The organism is Peribacillus sp. 05N428 (assembly GCF_056397085.1).
On record NZ_JBFTMS010000011.1, the window covers coordinates 139,927 to 158,856 of the forward strand.

Sequence of the window (18,930 nt, forward strand, 5' to 3'; positions counted from 1 at the left end):
ACCTTCCTACTATTCCGCCAATCGAAAGTCTTCGATCGGCCAATAAACTAATTTAGTTTTTCCTAACACTTTATCGTAAGGAACGACACCTACACCAATATGGCGGCTATCCTTGCTGAAACGGCGATTATCCCCCAGGACAAATAGGTGATCTTCAGGCACCGTTCCTTGTTCTATGACATCACTTAATGTAAAAGGTTCCGTCAAAGCCCCGCCATCAATCAATTGTTCTTTATATTCATCCAAGTATGGCTCATCATAAGCTTTTCCATTCACGTAAAGAGTATCATCTCTATATTCCACTTTTTCCCCTGGCAATCCGATGACCCGTTTTATGTAATCTTTGCCTTCTGGAGCTTCGAAAACGATAATGTCGAATCTTTTGGGTTCGCCAATCGAATAGGAGATTTTATTAACGATCATGCGGTCCGTATCCTTTAATGTCGGCATCATGGAATTACCGTCCACAACAATAGGAGCCAGGAGGAAATAACGAATCAGCGTCGCCGCTATAACCGCGATTATGACCGCCTTTGTCCATTCCCACAATTCATTTTTCTTTTTCGCCATCCTTACCCACCCTTTTTGAAGCATATCAACAATTATTCTAACATGTTGCGGACGCTATAGCGAGCAGGATTCTATATAGCTTTCACCCTATGTGCATTCATATCGTTTCTTAAAGTGCAAAAAGGGAGCCTGATAAACAAGCTCCCTTTTTTGCATGATACTGTTTGGTTATTCACCTTATGTGGATCATGGTAAACCCGCATGAAGATATTCGAAGAATTAACGACGAATTTCTTTAATACGTGCTTTTTTACCACGAAGTTCGCGTAGGTAATAAAGTTTCGCACGACGTACTTTACCGTGACGGATAACTTCTAGTTTCGCAATTTTTGGTGTGTGAACAGGGAAAGCACGTTCTACTCCAACGCCGTAAGAGATCTTACGCACTGTGAAAGTTTCACTAACTCCGCCGCCACGACGTTTGATTACAACGCCTTCAAACAACTGGATACGTTCGCGAGTTCCTTCAATAACCTTTACGTGTACACGTACTGTGTCACCAGGTCTGAATGATGGAAGATCTGAGCGAAGTTGTTCTTTTGTGATTTCGTTAATAAGATTTTGCATCGATTTCAACTCCTCCTGGACGCTCTTGCAAATACTTATTGTTTGCAGCGGAACATCGTTATAAGACTGAGCATTTTGCCCAAGTCACAAGGTATATCCTATCATACTCTAAACGTCGATGCAATAGACATCAGTCTTCTTTTTTAATCTCGGACAATAATTTTTTTTCAACTTCCGATAGTTCATAACTATCGAGCAAATCCGGACGTCGAATCCAAGTTCTGCGCAGAGATTCCTTCATCCGCCATTCATCGATTTTTTTATGATTCCCGGATATTAGCGGATCGGGAACTTTCATCCCCCTGAAATCTGCAGGTCTAGTATAATGGGGATGCTCTAACAAACCAGAAGAATAGGAATCAAGGATCGGGGAGTCAACATTTCCCAAAACGCCCGGCAGCAAGCGAACAACGCTGTCAATAATGACCATTGCGCCCAATTCCCCGCCTGTAAGCACAAAGTCACCAATAGATATTTCATCCGTTACGACATGCTCCCGGATGCGCTCATCATACCCTTCATAATGCCCGCAAATGAAAATGAGATGTTCCTCTTCAGCAAACTCTTCGGCTTTTTTCTGCGTGTAACGCTCTCCCTGGGGACAAAGGAGGACTACCCTTGGGGTTAGCTCCCCTTGCCCTTTAAGAGCTTCCACAGCATCAAAGATCGGCTGTGCCTTTAATACCATTCCGGCACCGCCTCCATAAGGATAATCATCTACCGTCGAATGCTTATTATCTGCATAATCTCGAAAATTGGTCACCTTATAGCTCACAGCCTGCTTTTCCGCAGCCTTTTTTAAGATTGACGAACCAAATACCCCTTCGAACATTTCTGGAAAAAGCGAAAGCACATCGATTTTCATCAGTCTAAAAGTCCTTCCATCGGTGTAATGATGACCCTTTTAGCGGAAATATCCACTTCTTTAACAATTTGTTCAATATACGGGATCAGGATGTCCTTACTGCCAGCTTTCTTAATGACCCAAACATCATTGGCACCAGGCGTAAGAACCTCAACGATTTCCCCAACTTCCATTCCTTCATCCGTAAATACCGAACAGCCGATGATTTCATGGAAGTAGAACTCACCTTCGTCCAATTTACCAAGCTGTGCTTCCTTCACTTTCAGGACCCCGTTTTTAAATGCCTCAACCTGTCCGACGTTATAATAATTCTCGAACGTCAATAGGTTAAAGTTTTTATGGGTGCGATGCGACCTGATAATAAGGGGCAAGGGTTTTTTCTCCGTGTCCCTAAACAGATACAGAGTATTTCCCACTTTGTACCGTTTTTCTGGAAAGTCTGTTGAAGAAATCACACGGACTTCTCCTAAAAGACCATGTGTGTTGACAATTTTACCTACATTAAACCATTTTTCCATTCTTTCACCTCTAACGAATTTCCGAGACGATTCCATCTTTTATGACAATGGTCTTCGTTGCCATGATTTCGTCCCAATCTGCCCCAATTTCCACATCAATGATACTTTGAACTTCCCGTTCCTTCAATTCACTACCTGCGGGAAGGATCTCCAACTGCTCCATCTGAAATTCAAGCAGTTTAATTTTTTCTTGCCTCTGGTTTATTTCTTTTTCAAAATGAGCACGGAGACTAGCAGGTTGGAGAGTTCTTGTTTTTTCAAGTTTTTTCAGTTCAAAGCGAAGCTGTTCACTCTCTTTTTGAAGCTGAAGGCGTTTTGACTTGTATTTCTCGAGGAGCTGATTCTTGCTGGATTCCGTTAATACTTGGTTAACGATTACATTTTGGAGAATTTTCATTCCAGCACCTCCTATTATCTATGATTTCTTATTTCCTTCAAAAAATATGTATGATGGGGTAATCTTTTTGAAATGGGGGTCATTCTCTTAAGTATAACGTAAATCGGTAAAAGATGCGTCTTAAAAAGGAGTAAAGTTTAAAGTCCGGGTCTATTCAATTAGGATCCAAGTCGAAATTTCACTTTCTTGAAGTACAAAAAAAGGAGGGGTATTAACCCTCCTTATTCGGAAATCTCCAAATAGATTTTCTTCTGCTGTGAAGATCCTGCTGCATATACCACAGTCCGAATCGCCTTAGCAACACGCCCTTGTTTACCGATCACCTTGCCCATATCCTCTTTATGAACGGAGAGGATATAAACAATCCGGTCGGATTCTTCCTTGGAGGTCACGATGACCTCTTCCGGATAATCCACAAGTGCTGAAACAATCGTTTCAATAAGTGCTTTCATCAACTACCGTCGATTACTTGCTGTTTTTTGCAACATGGAATTTTTCCATGATGCCTTGTGTAGAGAATAAGTTACGAACTGTATCAGATGGTTTAGCTCCATCTTGTAACCATTTAAGAGCAAGCTCTTCGTTGATTTCAACTTTAGCTGGTTGAGCAACCGGGTTATAAGTTCCTACCACTTCAATGTAACGTCCGTCACGTGGTGAACGAGAATCTGCAACTACAATACGATAGAAAGGAGATTTTTTAGCTCCCATACGTTTTAAGCGAATTTTTACTGCCATTTTAAATAAGCACCTCCGAATAGTTTCACACAAGATAGTATAATATCAAATGTCTTGCATGTTTGTAAAGGTTTTTTTCTTAACAGGTAAAAAAAGTGTTGAAATACATGGCTTCGACCCGTATTCGCCTCAGTTTAGACCTGAAATAAACCTTACATGAACGGGAATTTGAATCCCTTTTTCTTTCCTTTTTGCATGTTCGTGACCTGTTTCATCATCTTTTTCATTTCTTCGAATTGCTTCAGTAGACGGTTCACTTCTTGAATCGATCTGCCGCTTCCTTTTGCAATCCGTTTCTTGCGGGATGCATTCATGGTTTCCGGATGTTCCTTTTCATGCGTTGTCATTGAACGGATGATAGCTTCAACATGACCGATCTGTTTCTCATCGATCTGAAGGTTGTCCATCCCTTTCATTTTATTCGCACCGGGAATCATTTTCAGAATATCATCAAGCGGTCCCATATTCCGCACCTGACCAAGCTGATCAAGGAAATCATCAAAGGTAAAAGTGGCGGTACGCATCTTTTTCTCTAATTCTTTCGCTTTTTCTTCATCTACATTGGCCTGTGCTTTTTCGATAAGGGTCAATACATCACCCATGCCGAGGATCCTTGACGCCATCCGCTCTGGATGGAACGCTTCAAGTGCATCCAATTTTTCACCCATACCGACGAATTTGATCGGCGTGTCGGTGACTGAACGAATTGAAAGTGCCGCACCACCACGTGTATCCCCATCAAGTTTCGTTAATACGACTCCTGTCAGGCCTAGCTGTTCATTGAAGCTTTGGGCTACATTGACCGCATCCTGACCTGTCATCGCATCGACAACCAGGAAGATTTCATCAGGTTTTGTCAACTCTTTGATATCCTTCAGTTCGCCCATCAAGTTTTCATCCACATGAAGACGGCCTGCGGTATCAATCAACACATAGTCATGATGTTCTTCCTTAGCTTTTTCAATTGCCTGTTTGGCAATTTCAACAGGGCTGACCTGGTCCCCAAGGGAGAAAACAGGCATGCTTAATTGTTTGCCAAGTGTTTCGAGCTGCTTAATCGCCGCCGGACGGTAAATATCAGCCGCAACGAGCAATGGCTTGCGGTTGTATTTTTTTCTAAGAAGATTGGCAAGCTTTCCGGTGGTCGTCGTTTTACCAGCACCCTGAAGACCTACCATCATAATGACAGTCGGTGGTTTCGAGGCAACGGCAATCTTGCTCTGTTCGCCGCCCATCAGCTCAGTCAATTCTTCCTTAACTACTTTAATTACCTGTTGACCGGGGGTTAAGCTTTTCAGCACTTCCTGACCTACCGAACGTTCACTGACACGTTTTACAAAATCCTTCACGACTTTAAAGTTAACATCCGCTTCAAGCAGGGCCAATCGAACTTCACGCATCATTTCTTTAACGTCCGCTTCGTTGACCTTCCCTTTTCCACGGATCTTTTGCATCGTGCTCTGCAGTCGGTCGGCCAATCCTTCAAATGCCATATTGCCGCCTCCTAATCCAACTTCTCAAGCGTTGTGATTGCGTCTAGCAGCTTCTCTTTTGAAAAGGATTCCTTTTCTATGAGTCCCTTCATATTCGCAATCCACTGGTTACGCTCTTGAAATTTTTGAAATAACAATAGCTTTGCTTCATATTCCTCAAGCATCGCTTCTGTTCTTTTTATATTATCATAGACTGCCTGCCTACTGACTTCGTATTCATCGGCAATCTCGCCAAGAGAGTAATCATCCAGATAGTAGAGGGACATGTAGCTCTGCTGCTTCTCGGTTAACAACGATTGGTAAAAGTCATACAAATAATTAATCCGCGTTGTCTTTTCAAGCATCTTAGCAAGCCTCCCTGCTGTTAAGTGAAAACCCTTTACAAGTTTATATTGTAAAGCCTTGTTTATTTGATGTCAAGTTAAACTCCTTACCACGTGTTTGCAAAGCATTATTTTTTCATTTTCCGCTTCTTTTTTGGACCTTTCTTCAATTGGTCCTCCAATTATCATGGTAAAAAAACCAGAAGAGAATGAACTCTTCCGGCTAACAATTTTCCCTTAAACCTCTTCTTTATCGATGATATCAGCAAAAAGGCCATAAACATATTTCTCGGCATCGAATTCCTGTAGATCATCCATTTTTTCACCTAGCCCGACAAATTTAACGGGAATGGCCAATTCATTGCGAATCGCCAAAACAATTCCACCTTTTGCGGTGCCATCAAGCTTTGTTAAAACAATACCGGAAACATTTGTCGCTTCCTTGAATGTCTTGGCCTGGATAAGGGCATTTTGCCCAGTTGTCGCATCAAGGGCAAGCAGCACCTCGTGTGGTGCACCTGGTACTTCACGTTCAATTACACGTTTCACCTTTTCCAATTCCTTCATTAAATTCACTTTATTCTGCAAGCGACCGGCAGTGTCACAGATAAGGATATCCGCTTTTCGTGCCTTGGCGGCCTGAATGGCGTCGAACATGACAGCTGCTGGGTCAGAGCCTTCACCCTGTTTGATTACACTGACACCGACACGCTCACCCCAAACCTCAAGCTGTTCAATCGCACCGGCACGGAAGGTATCCCCTGCAGCCAATACGACAGATTTTCCTTCTGTTTTGAATTTGTGGGCAAGTTTACCAATGGTCGTCGTTTTACCTACACCATTAACCCCTACAAACAAAATGACCGTCAAACCTTCTTCTTGTATATTCAGGCTAGAAGTCGCTTCATCATCACCTTGGTAGATTTCAACAAGCTTTTCGGAAATAACGGACTGCACCTCCCTCGTATCAGAGATATTGCGAAGCTTGACTTCCATTTTTAATTGATCAATCAGTTCCATCACAGTATCAAAGCCTACATCAGCCTGTATCAGGATTTCTTCAAGTTCTTCAAAAAAGTCCTCATCCACTTTCCGATAACGGGCAACAAGTTCATTAACCCTTCCAGTAAAGGAATTCCTCGTCTTTGTCAAACCTTGTTTAAATTTTTCCCCAATGGATACTTCTGCTTCAACTGATTTTTCTTTTTCTTCCTGAGTAGTAAATTTCTCTTTTAACTTTTTGAAAAAACTCATTGTCCCACTTCCTCTAATTCATGAATTTTAAACTTCCATAAAGTTTTCTGATTCTTCCATCCGGACGGAAACAAGTTTGGAGACGCCTGACTCCTGCATCGTAATGCCGTATAGGACATCTGCCTCTTCCATCGTGCCTTTGCGGTGAGTAATCACGATGAACTGCGTTTCCCTGCTGAACTTTCTTAAAAATTGGCTGAACCGGACGACATTCGCCTCATCTAGCGCTGCCTCGACTTCGTCAAGGATACAGAAAGGAACAGGACGCACTTTTAGAATGGAGAATAAAAGGGCTATGGCTGTCAATGCTCGTTCTCCGCCGGATAAGAGGCTCAAATTTTGCAGTTTTTTTCCGGGAGGCTGTGCAATGATATCCACCCCTGTATTTAGCAAATCATCAGGATTCGTCAGTTTCAGCTCCGCTCTGCCTCCGCCAAATAAAGCTTTGAAGACTTGTTCGAATTCTTTACGGATCGAATAGAAAGTATCCGCAAAGCGGCGTTTCATTTCATCATCCATTTCATCGATGACTTGGAATAATGTATCTTTCGCCTGTTGAAGGTCTTCCTTTTGACTAAGAAGGAATTCATAGCGTTCAGCTACACGTGCGTATTCATCAATTGCACCTAAATTCACCGTCCCCAGTTCCTCGATTGCAAGCTTGATGAGCTTCACCCTTTTTTGAGCTTCGTCGGCAGGCATCATCAATGGATACTGTTCTTTAGCACCTTCAAAGGAAAGGGTATATTCTTCTCGCAAGTGGTCGAGGCGATTTTCCAGTTCGACATCCAGACGAGTTAATTTCACTTCTTCATCCTTTATCACTTCGACAATGCCTCTATAAAGTCGATTTTCTTCTTTCAAGGACAGTTCGAGCGTTTCAACTTCCATTAGAAGCTCGTTTTTTTCCTGTTTTTTTATGGTGATTCCTTCAATTGCTCCATTTTTATCGAGCAATTTCTGCTGAGCCATATCTTCCAGGGACTCTTCCCCGCTTGAACTGTCTGTCATTTCATTGGTCAGGAGCCCTAAATCATCTTTGTTTTCAGCAAGCCTGCTTGATTCCTTAGAAAGATCCGATTCAATGCGTTCCATCTTCTCTTTTTGGTTTTGCAGCTGGCCACGCTTGGAAGCGAGCATTACCTTCAGTTCATTCGTTTCTTCAGCAAGACTCTCTTTTGAAGATTGTTGTGATTGCTTTTGTTCGGTCATTTCGGAAATCAACCGGTCCAGACCTTCAATTTCCGATTTACATGATTCCAAAAGTTCTTCCAGCTCTTCAAGTCTTGCCGTTTTTTGCTGTTGTTCTTCTAAATATGAATTTTTATCCAAATCATAAAGATGCAGCCGTTCATTCACATTTCTTTCCTGAAGCTCCACTTCACGGAGTTCCCCTTTAAGGGTTTGTTCTTGTAATCGAAGTCTCTCTCCCGTTTTTCTGGTTTGTTCAAGCGTTTGCTCTTGAACACCCACATCCACTTTGAGCTGTTTGACTTGCTTTTCAAGCTGATTCGTTTTGACTTCCATGGCAGCAAGTTTTTGTTGGAGCTCCTCCAATTCCGTTTTCCTTGAAAGCAGGGAGGTCGTTTTTTGCTTTAAGGCTCCACCAGTCATTGAACCACCTGGATTGACGATATCCCCTTCAAGTGTTACGAAGCGGAAACGGTGCTGCATCATTTTCGCCAGGTCATTTGCCCCTTTTAAATCTGTGGTGATAATCACTGTTCCTAATAGGTTTTCAGCAATCGCTGCATGCCTATCATCATATTGGATCAATGAGGAACCAGTCCCTACAAAAGCTGAATGGCTCTTCAGCATCGATAATTGGTTAGCTGATATCTCTCTTGCCTTTATGACTGATAAAGGCAAGAAAGTCGCACGCCCATACCTATTTTTCTTCAAGAAGGAAATGGCTTCCCGTGCATGCTCTTCGCGTTCCACGACAACATGCTGCATCGCTCCGCCCAAAGCCGTTTCAATGGCCGTTTCATATTCCTTTGGAACCTTTATCAATTCCGCAACTGCCCCTTCAATGCCTCGAAGGGTTTCTTTCGCTTTCAAAACCTCTTTTACACCCTGAAAGAAGCCTGCATAATCATCTTCCATTTCTTCAAGCAGTTCCTTACGCGATTTAGCCTGTTGAAGGAATTGATAGGCCTTATAAAGGGTGGTTTCTTGTTTTTGATACGTATCTTTTGCCGCATTCAATTTATTCTGCTGATTTCGGAAATAAGTGACATGCTCTTCAAGCTGCTTGGTCATATTGTCCATCAGCTGTGAATATTCCATTTTTTTAGCAGTGATTTCCATTCTTTCAGTTAAGAACTTTTCATTTTCCATATCAAGTTTTGCATTTTTATGTTCCTGCTGCGCAAGCTGCTGAAGCAGGTATTGTTTTTCGTTCTTGGCCGAGGCCTGCTTGTTCAACCACTCGATATAGTCACTCTTTTTCGCTTCTATCACCGCTTCGATATCACTATTGAATAGACCGAGGCTTTTTTGTTTTTCATGTAAGGTTTCAGAAATCCCTTTCACTTCCAAGTTCAGTGCATGCAGGATTTCCGTTTCTCTTTCCTTTTGCAAAGACAAACGCTCGACAGCAGCCTCACCTTCCACAATCGCTTTTTCCAGCTGTGACTTGTTTTGGGCGGCATTTTTTTTCCGTTCTTTCAAAACTTCTTTACGGCCTTCAAGCTTTTCAAGTTCTTCGCTGGCATTCAGGAGAATCTCCTGAAGGCCATTGATCGATGTCTCAAGCGTCGCAAGACTATCCCTTAACTTTTTGAGATGCGCTTCCCTGTCCTGAAGCTGTCCTGCCATTTGCTGTTCCATTTCATTATGTTTTTCAAGTTCCTGTGATAGTTTTTCCCATTTTTCATAAAGCTCTTCAATTTCATAAACGGTTAAAGCCACTTCTATTTGCTCTAGCTCGTCTTTCTTCGCCAAAAATTCCTTGGCAAGGGAAGACTGAATTTTTAACGGCTCCACCTGCCCCTCCAATTCATGGAGGATATCATGGACACGGTTTAAGTTATCCTGTGTTTCCGTCAGCTTCGATTCCGCTTTTCGTTTTCTCGTTTTATACTTCAGGACACCGGCTGCTTCTTCAAAAATCACTCGTCTTTCTTCAGCCTTACTGCTAAGGATTTCTTCCACTTTCCCTTGGCTGATGATGGAAAACGCTTCTCTCCCAAGACCGGAATCCATGAAAAGGTCTATGATGTCTTTCAGACGGCAACCTTGATTATTAATGAAAAATTCACTTTCTCCCGATCGATATACACGCCTTGTCACACTGACTTCATGAAAGTCGATCGGCAGGGAATTGGTCTCGTTATCAAGGGTCAATGATACTTCCGCAAAATTCAACGCTTTCCTCGTGTCACTTCCCGAAAAGATGATATCTTCCATTTTTGCTCCACGCAGTGATTTCGCAGACTGCTCTCCAAGGACCCACCGGACTGCATCGGTCACATTACTTTTACCGCTTCCGTTTGGTCCAACCACTGCCGTGACACCAGGTACAAAATCTATCGAAATTTTCTCTGCGAAAGATTTAAATCCTACAACGTCCAAACGTTTGAGGAACATGACCTTTCCCCCTCTACTGTTCAACTATCTTGTTGATTTTTTTCTTTTAAAACGATCAATGCATGCTCGGCTGCATGCTGCTCCGCTTCTTTTTTGGACTTTCCTATTCCAGAGCCAAGTTCTTCCCCATTCAGGGAGACCGTCGAAACAAACTCCCGATTATGGGCCGGTCCTTTTTCCTGCAAGATCTTATATTGCAGGACACCGATGGCATCGCGCTGGATCAGCTCCTGAAGCTGGCTCTTATAATCCATCACATGAGAAAAAGCACCCTCGTCTATCTTCGGAAACACGACATTCTTCAAAAACTGCACAACTGGCTCTAATCCTTGATCAAGGTACAAAGCACCAATATAGGCTTCGAATACATCCGCAAGCATGGCAGGGCGTTCCCTTCCACCTGTCATTTCTTCCCCTTTTCCGAGTAATACATATTCCCCGTAAGAAAGGCTATTGGCAAAAGCAACAAGTGAAGGCTCACACACAATGGCTGCCCTTAGTTTGGTAAGTTCACCTTCGCTCATCATCGGATATTTTTGATATAAGTATTTAGAGATGGTCAGTTCAAGTACAGCGTCCCCCAAGAATTCAAGCCTTTCATTATCTTCATAAGGCTTACGGCGATGCTCATTCACATAAGATGAATGTGTAAAAGCTTGTTTCAATAAGTTTTCATCTTTAAAATGAAAACCCAGATTTTCTTGCAACTGTTTGAATTTATTTTCCTTGATTGATGGTTTACGATTATTTCCGTTCCTACGCATCACACAAAACCCTCCACGGTTCAAAAAGCATATTTTTCCAATATATAAAAAGAAACCTGGCAGGAATTCCTGTCAAGCTTTCCTATGTACCATCATACATGATTATCCGCTTAAAGAAAACTAAAGGCAAAAGACACTGCATGCAGGCGGAGCATACCCGTGAACATGCTCATTCCGTTATCTGCCGCTGAATCAAACTTCTTTAAGCAATAAGAGAAAGCCCCGTTAAAAAACGGAGCTTTTAGTCAAATGACAATTCATTACATAGTGCTTTGTATGTAATTCACAGCATCACCTACTGTGGCGATTTTTTCAGCGTCATCGTCCGAAATTTCCATATCAAACTCGTCTTCGAATTCCATGACTAGTTCAACTACATCAAGGGAATCGGCACCAAGATCTTCTTTGAAAGAAGCTTCAAGTTTTACCTCTGATTCTTCTACGTTCAAACGATCTACAACGATTTTAGTTACTCTTTCTAATACATCTGCCAATGTGTTCACCTCCCCTCAAGACATTATAAATTAATTTCGAAAAAAATCAAAGAAAACTTACATGACCATGCCGCCATCTACATGAAGAGTTTGCCCAGTCATATATTTGCTTGCATCGGAAGCAAGGAAAGACGCCACTGCAGCAATATCTTTAGGGTCACCGAAACGTGCAAGCGGAATTTGGTCCAGCATGGCTTTTTGGACGTCTTCAGGCAATTCCCCAGTCATATCCGTTGAGATGAAACCTGGGGCAATCGCATTGACCGTAATGCCTCTTGATGCAAGTTCCTTTGCCGTCGTTTTAGTCAAACCGATGACACCTGCTTTAGCCGCTACATAATTAGCCTGCCCTGCATTTCCGCTGACGCCGACGATCGATGCCATATTGATGATCCTGCCGCTGCGCTGCTTCATCATTTGCCTTGTAACAGCTTTGGTGCATAGGAACACGCCTTTAAGATTCGTATTGATAACAGAATCCCATTCATCTTCTTTCATGCGCATCAAAAGGTTATCACGTGTGATGCCGGCATTATTAACCAGGATATCCACTCTGTCAAATTGTTCGACGACCTCTTTGATCATGCTTGTCACTGATTCACTATTTGCAACATCGCATTGGATGGCGAATGCTTTCCGGCCCAATGCCTTGATTTCATCAACCACTTCATTCGCTTTTGCTTCACTGCCGGAATAGTTAATGGCAACGTCTGCTCCCTGACGGGCAAGTTCCAATGCAACTTCCCTGCCAATACCTCGTGATGCTCCCGTTACAAGTGCTTTTTTACCTTCGAGGATCATGCTTGTACCCCCTTCAATGTTTCAATTGTTTTAGTTAGAGTATCTATATCTGATACCGAATGAATTTGAACGGAACGATCAATTTTCTTTATCAATCCGCCCAACACTTTCCCTGGGCCAACCTCGATGAACGTATCCACGCCCAATTCAAGTAGATTTTTCACACTGTCCTCCCAAAGGACCGGTGAATACAACTGTTCGATTAATTTTTCTTTTATTTCGGCAGGTGCTGTAATGGGCTTAGCCGTTACGTTTGAAATGACAGGAATTTCTGCCTGTTTGAAGCTTACTTCATCAAGGACACCCTGTAACTTTTCTGCTGCCGGTTTCATTAATTCAGAATGGAACGGTCCGCTCACTTCAAGAGGAAGAGCCCGTTTAGCCCCATTTTCCTTGGCTTTTGCACTTGCAAGTTTAACCCCTTCGGAGGTGCCTGAAATGACGATTTGCCCTGGACAATTAATATTGGCCAATTGAACGGATTCACCTGTGGCCGTAATTTCAGAAGTGACTTCAGATAGAGCTTCACGGTCCATTCCCAAAATCGCAGCCATTGAGCCTTGACCATTCGGTACCGCAGCTTCCATGAATTCACCGCGTTTACGCACTGTATATACGGCATCTTCAAAAGAAATTGCACCAGATGCCACTAATGCCGTATATTCACCTAAACTGTGCCCGGCAGTATAATCGGGTTTGATTCCCGCTTCTTCCAACTCCTTGACAAAAGCATAACTCGTAGTCAATAAGGCTGGCTGTGCATTATAAGTCACCGTTAATTCTTGTTGTGTGCCATTAAAGATCAATTCCGTAAGCGGAAAATCAAGTTTTTCATCTGCTGATCGAAAAATTTGCTGAGCACGCTCTTTTTCCTGAAATAAGCCATGCCCCATTCCTATTGATTGTGATCCTTGTCCTGGAAAGACAAAAGCAATTTTACCCATCTGTTACTCCCCTGCCTCTATGATTTATTATTGTTTTTCTATTGTCTCCGCAATTGTCGATATGACGTCATTTCCAACCATATCGCGAGTCTGGCGTATAGCATTATAGACCGCATTCGCATCTGAAGAACCATGCGCCTTAATGACAGGGGCCTTCAAACCGAAGAGGCCAGCACCGCCATACTCCGAGTAATCCATTTTATTTTTTATTACTTTTAGTTCTGGCTTTACCATTGCTGCAGCCAACTTACTTTTGAGGTTGCTCATCAAGGCAGCTTTCACCATTTTGAATACGCCCATAGCAGTACCTTCCAGCGTCTTTAACACCATATTTCCCGTGAAGCCGTCCGTCACAACAACGTCTGCCGGCCCGTTTAGGAGGTCCCTTGCCTCTACGTTACCTATAAAGGATATCTCCGATGATTGCTGCAGTAATGTAAAGGCATGCTTAGTCAGTTCATTCCCTTTTTTTTCTTCTGTTCCGATATTAAGTAATCCGACACGGGGCTTTTCGATTCCCCGCACTTTTTGGGCATAAACAGACCCCATTATGGCGAATTGAAGGAGATGCTCCGGTTTCGCATCGGAGTTCGCGCCTACATCCAGTAATACAAAACCCTTGCCATCGATCGTCGGAAGGGTGGGAGCCAATGCCGGACGTTCAATGCCTTCTATCCTTCCGACCACAAACAAACCTGCAGCCATTAGCGCCCCCGTATTGCCTGAAGAAATGCATGCGTCCGCTTCTCCGTCAGCCACTTGCTGTGCAGCCAATACCATCGATGCGCTTTTCTTGCGGCGAACCGCACGAACAGGTTCATCGGTACTTAATATTTTTTCATCAGTATGTATAACCCTTATTCGGCCATGCTTCGCTAAGTATTGGTTAATCTCGGATTCATTGCCTATCAAGGTAATTTCCACATCGGAAAAAGCCTCGACAGCTTTCATCGCTCCCAAAACCTGTGCCTTGGGAGCATTATCGCCACCCATTGCATCTATCGTTATCTTCATTTTTTTTCATCCTTTACTAGCAAGTTAAGAGCGATACATTTCGAACTCGCCTTTAAAAACCAGTTCATTACCTACGTAGCTTCTAACCTCCACCACGGAACGATCGTTGGTGTGGTCCACGTTTTTAACCCTCGCTTTAGCTACCACTCTTTCATTTTCCTTTACAGAACGAGTGAATAAAATGGATGCTTTCGCAGTTAATGCCAATTCATCATTTATGACTGCCACAGCCAATGAGTTTGCTTGTGCAAAAAGGTGATGTCCCCTTGCGATTCCATTCCGCTTAAAGACATGCTCTTTATTTATATCCAAAATCGAAATTGCATTATCATCTAAATTAAGATCAATTACTTCCCCGATGATTTCATCCAAAGGCAATGCCCTGATTTCGTCACTGAATTTTTTCTCGGCCACGCTTTTAATCCGTTCACGCAGTTCCGGTATCGATAATTCAAGACGGTCAAGCCTAATGGTCTGGACGCTCACCGAATATTTTTCAGCCAGCTCCTCATCCGTTACAAAAGGATTCTGTTTAATCGTTTCGATTAATAATTGCTGGCGTTCCTTCTTATTTCTTCGCATTTGAAGGTCACCATCCGTAGTATTATGACTAGGTACTAATAGTAGTATATATATTTTAAAAACAGATTGCAAGATATTGCGTAAAATCTCACAATCTGCTATTGGTTTTTTATTGGGTTCAGTCCAGCTTTTCTCCCGTAAATACTCCCGTTCCCTCTAAATAGTCCCGCAAAGGTGCATACTCCGGGGAATGCCAAAAGCTTTGGGAGGCAATCAATTTTGCTGCATCCATCCTTGCCACTTCAAGGGTCCTGTAATCATGGACCATGTCGGCTACCTTGAATTCGGGAAGGCCGCTTTGTTTTTTACCGAAGAAGTCCCCGGGTCCACGGAGTTCCAAATCTTTTTCGGAAAGGGCAAAACCATCGTTTGTCTCAGTCATGATTTTCATCCGCTCTTTGCCGACTTCCGTTTTCGGATCAGCCAGCAGGATGCAAAAGGACTGATCGCTCCCCCGTCCAACCCTTCCGCGTAGCTGGTGCAACTGTGAAAGTCCAAAGCGCTCCGCATCATAAATGACCATTACCGTTGCATTTGGAACATTCACCCCAACCTCGACGACTGTAGTGGAAACAAGGATTTGCGCTTCATTGGCACTGAACTGCTGCATCACTTCTTCCTTTTCATCCGCGGGCAGACGTCCATGCATAAGACCCACTTTGTACCTGTTCGCAAAGTATTGTGTCAGCATTGCATGAACATCAAGAACATTCTGTAAAGAATCGAGTTTCTCCGACTCCTCAATCAATGGACAGATGACGTAAGCCTGTCTCCCTTTCTTTAGTTCCTTTTCGACAAAGGATAAGATCCGATCAAGCATTTGGTGTTTCGCCCAATAGGTCTCTATCGCTTTACGCCCGGCAGGCATTTCATCGATCGTCGAGACGTCCATTTCCCCAAACACTGTAATTGCGAGAGTTCGCGGAATTGGTGTAGCCGTCATGAAAAGTACATCTGGATTGGTACCTTTTTCACGAAGGATGCGGCGCTGCTCCACTCCGAAACGATGTTGTTCATCCGTTATGACAAGACCTAAGTTCCGGAAATTCACTTCATCTTGAATCAATGCATGAGTTCCTATCAAAAGATCCAGCTCCCCGGATTCCAGCATTTGCAATAGTTCCTTGCGCTTTTTGCCTTTTACCGAACTTGTCAACAATGCGACCTTTACTCCACTCGGTTCCAACATGGCTTTCAGCGATTGTGTATGCTGCTCAGCCAAGATTTCCGTGGGGACCATAAGTGCACCTTGGAAACCTGCTGTAATCGTAGCCTTCAGGCATATGGCGGCAACCACCGTTTTCCCAGACCCGACATCCCCTTGAAGCAGACGATTCATCCTGTAGGGAGATTTCATGTCATTCATTATTTCCTCTACGACCCTATTCTGAGCGTTCGTCAAAGGAAAAGGGAGGGTTTCAACAAAGGCTTCCAGCCGCTCCATGTCAAACTCCTGGCCTATTCCTTTTGACTGCTCCCGCTGCACTTTACGAAGTGCCTGCATTTTAAGTTGAAACATTAAAAATTCTTCATACACAAAACGGCGTCGGGCCTTCTTCACCTCATTGGCCGATTGAGGGAAATGCATGGTACGAAGAGCATCATTACGCGGCATCAGTTTGTATGCCGCCAATAATTGCGGGGGCAGATTTTCTTCTATCATTGTCCCATATTCAGAAAATGCATTGGAGATAAAGCGGCGGAGCCCTTTGACGGTAATGCTGCCCTTCACTGAATACACCGGTTCGAACTCTTTCTCCCGGCTTCGATCACCAACATGGCATTCCGAGCCTGTAATGGTTTGGCGATGACGATCCCATTTTCCCGTTATCGTTACGGTTTCGCCTATCGCAAGCTTCGGCTTCAGATAAGGCTGGTTAAAAAAAATGACATTTATTAAATATCTCCCAGTCAAAACTTTAATCGTGAGCCTGGATTTTTTCTTTCCGAAGTACCCTAACGTGGGTACTGTATGAACTTTGCCTTCTACAGTAACCCGTTCATCATGCTCGACCGTTTCTAAATCCCTCAACCGGTAATCTTCATAGCGATATGGGAGGTGCTCAAGGAGATCCGCGACGGTATGGATCTCCATTTCCCCCAAAGCTGCTGCCGTTTCGGACCCAATGCCTTTTACTGCGGTAATGGGTTCGCGTAACGTCGAGTTCACTTCTTATTTAGCGGTAAGCCAAAGATTTTCGCTTCCAACTCCCGCCCAGTCGGTGTAGCCGCTAAACCTCCTTGTGCAGTTTCCCTAAGAGCAGATGGCATCGTTTGCCCGATTTTATACATCGCATCAATTACTTCATCACACGGTATGCGGCTTGTGATACCCGCTAAAGCCATATCTGCTGCAACCATGGCATTGGCTGCACCCATGGCATTACGCTTCACACAAGGCACCTCCACAAGCCCAGCAACAGGATCACACACAAGACCAAGCATGTTCTTTAATGTGATTGCCATCGCTTCTGCACTTTGTGCCGGTGTCCCTCCTGCCATTTCAACGATGGCTGCCGCCGCCATACCCGAAGCAGAACCGACCTCCGCCTGACAGCCCCCTGCGGCTCCAGAGATAGAAGCATTATTCGCTACTACAAAACCAAACGCCCCTGCTGTAAATAGGAACTCAATTTTCTGTTCCCGATTCGGTTTTAATTTATTTTGCAAAGCGAAAAGGGTACCAGGCACAACACCAGCAGATCCCGCAGTCGGTGTCGCACAAATCGTTCCCATGGCTGCGTTCACTTCGTTTGTTGCCACGGCTTTGCTTACAGCATCCAACAGGAGTTCACCGGATAAGGAGTTTCCGGATTTAATATAATTCTGAAGAAGGACTGCATCCCCTCCCGTCAGGCCGGAAACGGACCGTACACCTTGAAGTCCTTTTTCAACTGCCTGTTCCATTACATCCAGATTGACTCCCATCTGGCGAATGATTTCTTCACGGCTTTTTCCCGTTACTTCCATTTCCTGCTCTATCATCAGCGTTGAAATTTTTTTCTGCTTTGATTCAGCTAATTCTACTAATTCCGCTACATTTCGAAACATGATTTCTTCTCCTTCCTAAGTGGAAACGATTGCTCTATCAATCCACAATCCTTGCTACTTGAGTGATATTGGGGAGTGCTGTAATTTCAGCTATGACGTGATCCTCCAGGTTTTGGTCCACTTCAATCGTCATCAAGGCCATCTGCCCTTTCTCTTTTCGGGAGACTTCCATTTGGCCAATATTGATTTGATGCTTGGCTAATATGTTTGAAACATTGGCAATGGCACCAAATCGATCATCATGAACGACGAGTATGGCAGGGTTATGCCCGGACAACCTCAATTTAAACCCGTTCAATTCGACGATTTCGATCTTTCCCCCGCCTATCGATATTCCGACAAGTTCCAGTTCACCATCATCATCACCAACTGTTATTTTTGCTGTATTGGGATGTTCCGGTACTGCCTCTTCTTCTCGAAATGTAATTTTCATTTTCTTTTTGCGTGCTATTTCCAGCGATTCTTTGATTCTCTCATCAAATGTATCAAAATCAAGCAAACCTCCTACAATGGCTACATCCGTTCCATGGCCTTTATAGGTTTTGGCAAACGATCCGTAAAAAGAAATATGGGCCCATTTTGGTTCCCGGTCGAATAAATTCCTGGCAACCCTACCGATCCTTGCAGCTCCTGCTGTATGGGAACTAGAGGGGCCGATCATAACAGGACCAATTATATCGAATACACTTCTAAATTTCATGATTAGCTCCTCCTTCTATTCACTTGGAGTCAGTTTAATAATAAAGCCTGATATATTGTAATTACAATTATGCTGTCCGTAATCCTTCTTTTCATAAAAATAAAGGCTCTTTTCTTAAAGATTGTTGTTTTTAAAACGAAACTATTTAAGGTTGATTGGAGCGGAAGTGCGAGACTCCTGCGGGAGCAGCGGGACAGGTGAGACCCCACAGGCGTTTACGCCGAGGAGGCTCACCGCCCGCCCCGCGGAAAGCGAGCATCTGGA

Annotated in this window: 20 protein-coding genes; all 20 read right to left on the bottom strand. The window is 43.5% G+C overall.

Going from position 1 to position 18,930, the window contains the following annotated elements:
- Positions 1 to 9: 9 nt before the first annotated feature.
- Positions 10 to 570: a signal peptidase I gene (lepB, locus tag AC1DIV_RS13115; protein WP_063231882.1), complete on the bottom strand. Its 561-nt coding sequence runs from the start codon at positions 568 to 570 to the stop codon at positions 10 to 12.
- 219 nt (positions 571 to 789) lie between these two features.
- Positions 790 to 1,137 (bottom strand): 50S ribosomal protein L19, encoded by a 348-nt coding sequence (rplS, locus tag AC1DIV_RS13120; protein WP_034313702.1) that lies wholly within the window; start codon positions 1,135 to 1,137, stop codon positions 790 to 792.
- Positions 1,138 to 1,267: 130 nt separating this feature from the next.
- Positions 1,268 to 2,002: a tRNA (guanosine(37)-N1)-methyltransferase TrmD gene (trmD, locus tag AC1DIV_RS13125; protein ID WP_048684912.1), complete on the bottom strand. Its 735-nt coding sequence runs from the start codon at positions 2,000 to 2,002 to the stop codon at positions 1,268 to 1,270.
- The gene (rimM, locus tag AC1DIV_RS13130; RefSeq protein WP_340875714.1) at positions 2,002 to 2,520 is read right to left on the bottom strand and encodes a ribosome maturation factor RimM; all 519 of its coding nucleotides are present in this window, start codon (positions 2,518 to 2,520) and stop codon (positions 2,002 to 2,004) included. The genes trmD and rimM overlap by 1 nt, the downstream gene beginning before the upstream one ends.
- Before the next feature lie 10 nt (positions 2,521 to 2,530).
- Positions 2,531 to 2,917: a YlqD family protein gene (locus AC1DIV_RS13135; protein ID WP_034313711.1), complete on the bottom strand. Its 387-nt coding sequence runs from the start codon at positions 2,915 to 2,917 to the stop codon at positions 2,531 to 2,533.
- 221 nt (positions 2,918 to 3,138) lie between these two features.
- Entirely contained in the window at positions 3,139 to 3,369 is a 231-nt protein-coding gene (locus AC1DIV_RS13140; protein ID WP_048684915.1) for a KH domain-containing protein, read from the bottom strand.
- Positions 3,370 to 3,382: 13 nt separating this feature from the next.
- Positions 3,383 to 3,655: a 30S ribosomal protein S16 gene (gene rpsP / locus AC1DIV_RS13145; RefSeq protein WP_048684918.1), complete on the bottom strand. Its 273-nt coding sequence runs from the start codon at positions 3,653 to 3,655 to the stop codon at positions 3,383 to 3,385.
- Positions 3,656 to 3,807: 152 nt separating this feature from the next.
- A complete protein-coding gene (ffh, locus tag AC1DIV_RS13150) occupies positions 3,808 to 5,148 on the bottom strand; it encodes a signal recognition particle protein (protein ID WP_034313716.1) in 1,341 nt (446 codons plus the stop codon).
- 11 nt (positions 5,149 to 5,159) lie between these two features.
- On the bottom strand, positions 5,160 to 5,492 hold the full coding sequence (locus tag AC1DIV_RS13155) for a putative DNA-binding protein (protein ID WP_034313718.1): 333 nt from the start codon (positions 5,490 to 5,492) through the stop codon (positions 5,160 to 5,162).
- A 216-nt stretch (positions 5,493 to 5,708) separates the two neighbouring features.
- Entirely contained in the window at positions 5,709 to 6,725 is a 1,017-nt protein-coding gene (gene ftsY / locus AC1DIV_RS13160) for a signal recognition particle-docking protein FtsY (RefSeq protein ID WP_034313721.1), read from the bottom strand.
- 27 nt (positions 6,726 to 6,752) lie between these two features.
- Positions 6,753 to 10,316 carry a chromosome segregation protein SMC gene (gene smc / locus AC1DIV_RS13165; protein WP_252297588.1) on the bottom strand — a complete coding sequence of 1,188 codons (3,564 nt, stop codon included), beginning with the start codon at positions 10,314 to 10,316 and terminating at the stop codon, positions 6,753 to 6,755.
- Positions 10,317 to 10,336: 20 nt separating this feature from the next.
- Entirely contained in the window at positions 10,337 to 11,080 is a 744-nt protein-coding gene (gene rnc, locus AC1DIV_RS13170) for a ribonuclease III (RefSeq protein ID WP_403091927.1), read from the bottom strand.
- A gap of 260 nt (positions 11,081 to 11,340) precedes the next feature.
- Positions 11,341 to 11,574: an acyl carrier protein gene (locus AC1DIV_RS13175; RefSeq protein WP_034313729.1), complete on the bottom strand. Its 234-nt coding sequence runs from the start codon at positions 11,572 to 11,574 to the stop codon at positions 11,341 to 11,343.
- 57 nt (positions 11,575 to 11,631) lie between these two features.
- Positions 11,632 to 12,375 carry a 3-oxoacyl-[acyl-carrier-protein] reductase gene (gene fabG / locus AC1DIV_RS13180; RefSeq protein WP_053534365.1) on the bottom strand — a complete coding sequence of 248 codons (744 nt, stop codon included), beginning with the start codon at positions 12,373 to 12,375 and terminating at the stop codon, positions 11,632 to 11,634.
- Positions 12,372 to 13,319: an ACP S-malonyltransferase gene (gene fabD, locus AC1DIV_RS13185; protein ID WP_034313737.1), complete on the bottom strand. Its 948-nt coding sequence runs from the start codon at positions 13,317 to 13,319 to the stop codon at positions 12,372 to 12,374. The genes fabG and fabD overlap by 4 nt, the downstream gene beginning before the upstream one ends.
- Before the next feature lie 27 nt (positions 13,320 to 13,346).
- Positions 13,347 to 14,333, bottom strand: coding sequence for a phosphate acyltransferase PlsX (plsX, locus tag AC1DIV_RS13190; RefSeq protein WP_034313740.1), 987 nt, complete (start codon positions 14,331 to 14,333; stop codon positions 13,347 to 13,349).
- A 24-nt stretch (positions 14,334 to 14,357) separates the two neighbouring features.
- Complete coding sequence (gene fapR, locus AC1DIV_RS13195) at positions 14,358 to 14,915, bottom strand: transcription factor FapR (RefSeq protein WP_034313744.1); 558 nt, start codon at positions 14,913 to 14,915, stop codon at positions 14,358 to 14,360.
- Positions 14,916 to 15,033: 118 nt separating this feature from the next.
- Entirely contained in the window at positions 15,034 to 17,085 is a 2,052-nt protein-coding gene (gene recG / locus AC1DIV_RS13200) for an ATP-dependent DNA helicase RecG (protein WP_477576554.1), read from the bottom strand.
- On the bottom strand, positions 17,082 to 17,966 hold the full coding sequence (sdaAA, locus tag AC1DIV_RS13205) for an L-serine ammonia-lyase, iron-sulfur-dependent, subunit alpha (RefSeq protein ID WP_048684931.1): 885 nt from the start codon (positions 17,964 to 17,966) through the stop codon (positions 17,082 to 17,084). Before sdaAA ends, recG begins: the two co-directional genes overlap by 4 nt.
- A gap of 37 nt (positions 17,967 to 18,003) precedes the next feature.
- Entirely contained in the window at positions 18,004 to 18,666 is a 663-nt protein-coding gene (gene sdaAB, locus AC1DIV_RS13210; protein ID WP_034313754.1) for an L-serine ammonia-lyase, iron-sulfur-dependent subunit beta, read from the bottom strand.
- Positions 18,667 to 18,930: the final 264 nt, after the last annotated feature.

What these genes read in the sequence shown, in the direction of transcription:
- lepB (WP_063231882.1), bottom strand. Translation starts at nt 570, where the DNA reads ATGGCGAAAAAGAAAAATGAATTGTGGGAATGGACAAAGGCGGTCATA.
- rplS (WP_034313702.1), bottom strand. Translation starts at nt 1,137, where the DNA reads ATGCAAAATCTTATTAACGAAATCACAAAAGAACAACTTCGCTCAGAT.
- trmD (WP_048684912.1), bottom strand. Translation starts at nt 2,002, where the DNA reads ATGAAAATCGATGTGCTTTCGCTTTTTCCAGAAATGTTCGAAGGGGTA.
- rimM (WP_340875714.1), bottom strand. Translation starts at nt 2,520, where the DNA reads ATGGAAAAATGGTTTAATGTAGGTAAAATTGTCAACACACATGGTCTT.
- AC1DIV_RS13135 (WP_034313711.1), bottom strand. Translation starts at nt 2,917, where the DNA reads ATGAAAATTCTCCAAAATGTAATCGTTAACCAAGTATTAACGGAATCC.
- AC1DIV_RS13140 (WP_048684915.1), bottom strand. Translation starts at nt 3,369, where the DNA reads ATGAAAGCACTTATTGAAACGATTGTTTCAGCACTTGTGGATTATCCG.
- rpsP (WP_048684918.1), bottom strand. Translation starts at nt 3,655, where the DNA reads ATGGCAGTAAAAATTCGCTTAAAACGTATGGGAGCTAAAAAATCTCCT.
- ffh (WP_034313716.1), bottom strand. Translation starts at nt 5,148, where the DNA reads ATGGCATTTGAAGGATTGGCCGACCGACTGCAGAGCACGATGCAAAAG.
- AC1DIV_RS13155 (WP_034313718.1), bottom strand. Translation starts at nt 5,492, where the DNA reads ATGCTTGAAAAGACAACGCGGATTAATTATTTGTATGACTTTTACCAA.
- ftsY (WP_034313721.1), bottom strand. Translation starts at nt 6,725, where the DNA reads ATGAGTTTTTTCAAAAAGTTAAAAGAGAAATTTACTACTCAGGAAGAA.
- smc (WP_252297588.1), bottom strand. Translation starts at nt 10,316, where the DNA reads ATGTTCCTCAAACGTTTGGACGTTGTAGGATTTAAATCTTTCGCAGAG.
- rnc (WP_403091927.1), bottom strand. Translation starts at nt 11,080, where the DNA reads ATGCGTAGGAACGGAAATAATCGTAAACCATCAATCAAGGAAAATAAA.
- fabG (WP_053534365.1), bottom strand. Translation starts at nt 12,375, where the DNA reads ATGATCCTCGAAGGTAAAAAAGCACTTGTAACGGGAGCATCACGAGGT.
- fabD (WP_034313737.1), bottom strand. Translation starts at nt 13,319, where the DNA reads ATGGGTAAAATTGCTTTTGTCTTTCCAGGACAAGGATCACAATCAATA.
- plsX (WP_034313740.1), bottom strand. Translation starts at nt 14,333, where the DNA reads ATGAAGATAACGATAGATGCAATGGGTGGCGATAATGCTCCCAAGGCA.
- fapR (WP_034313744.1), bottom strand. Translation starts at nt 14,915, where the DNA reads ATGCGAAGAAATAAGAAGGAACGCCAGCAATTATTAATCGAAACGATT.
- sdaAA (WP_048684931.1), bottom strand. Translation starts at nt 17,966, where the DNA reads ATGTTTCGAAATGTAGCGGAATTAGTAGAATTAGCTGAATCAAAGCAG.
- sdaAB (WP_034313754.1), bottom strand. Translation starts at nt 18,666, where the DNA reads ATGAAATTTAGAAGTGTATTCGATATAATTGGTCCTGTTATGATCGGC.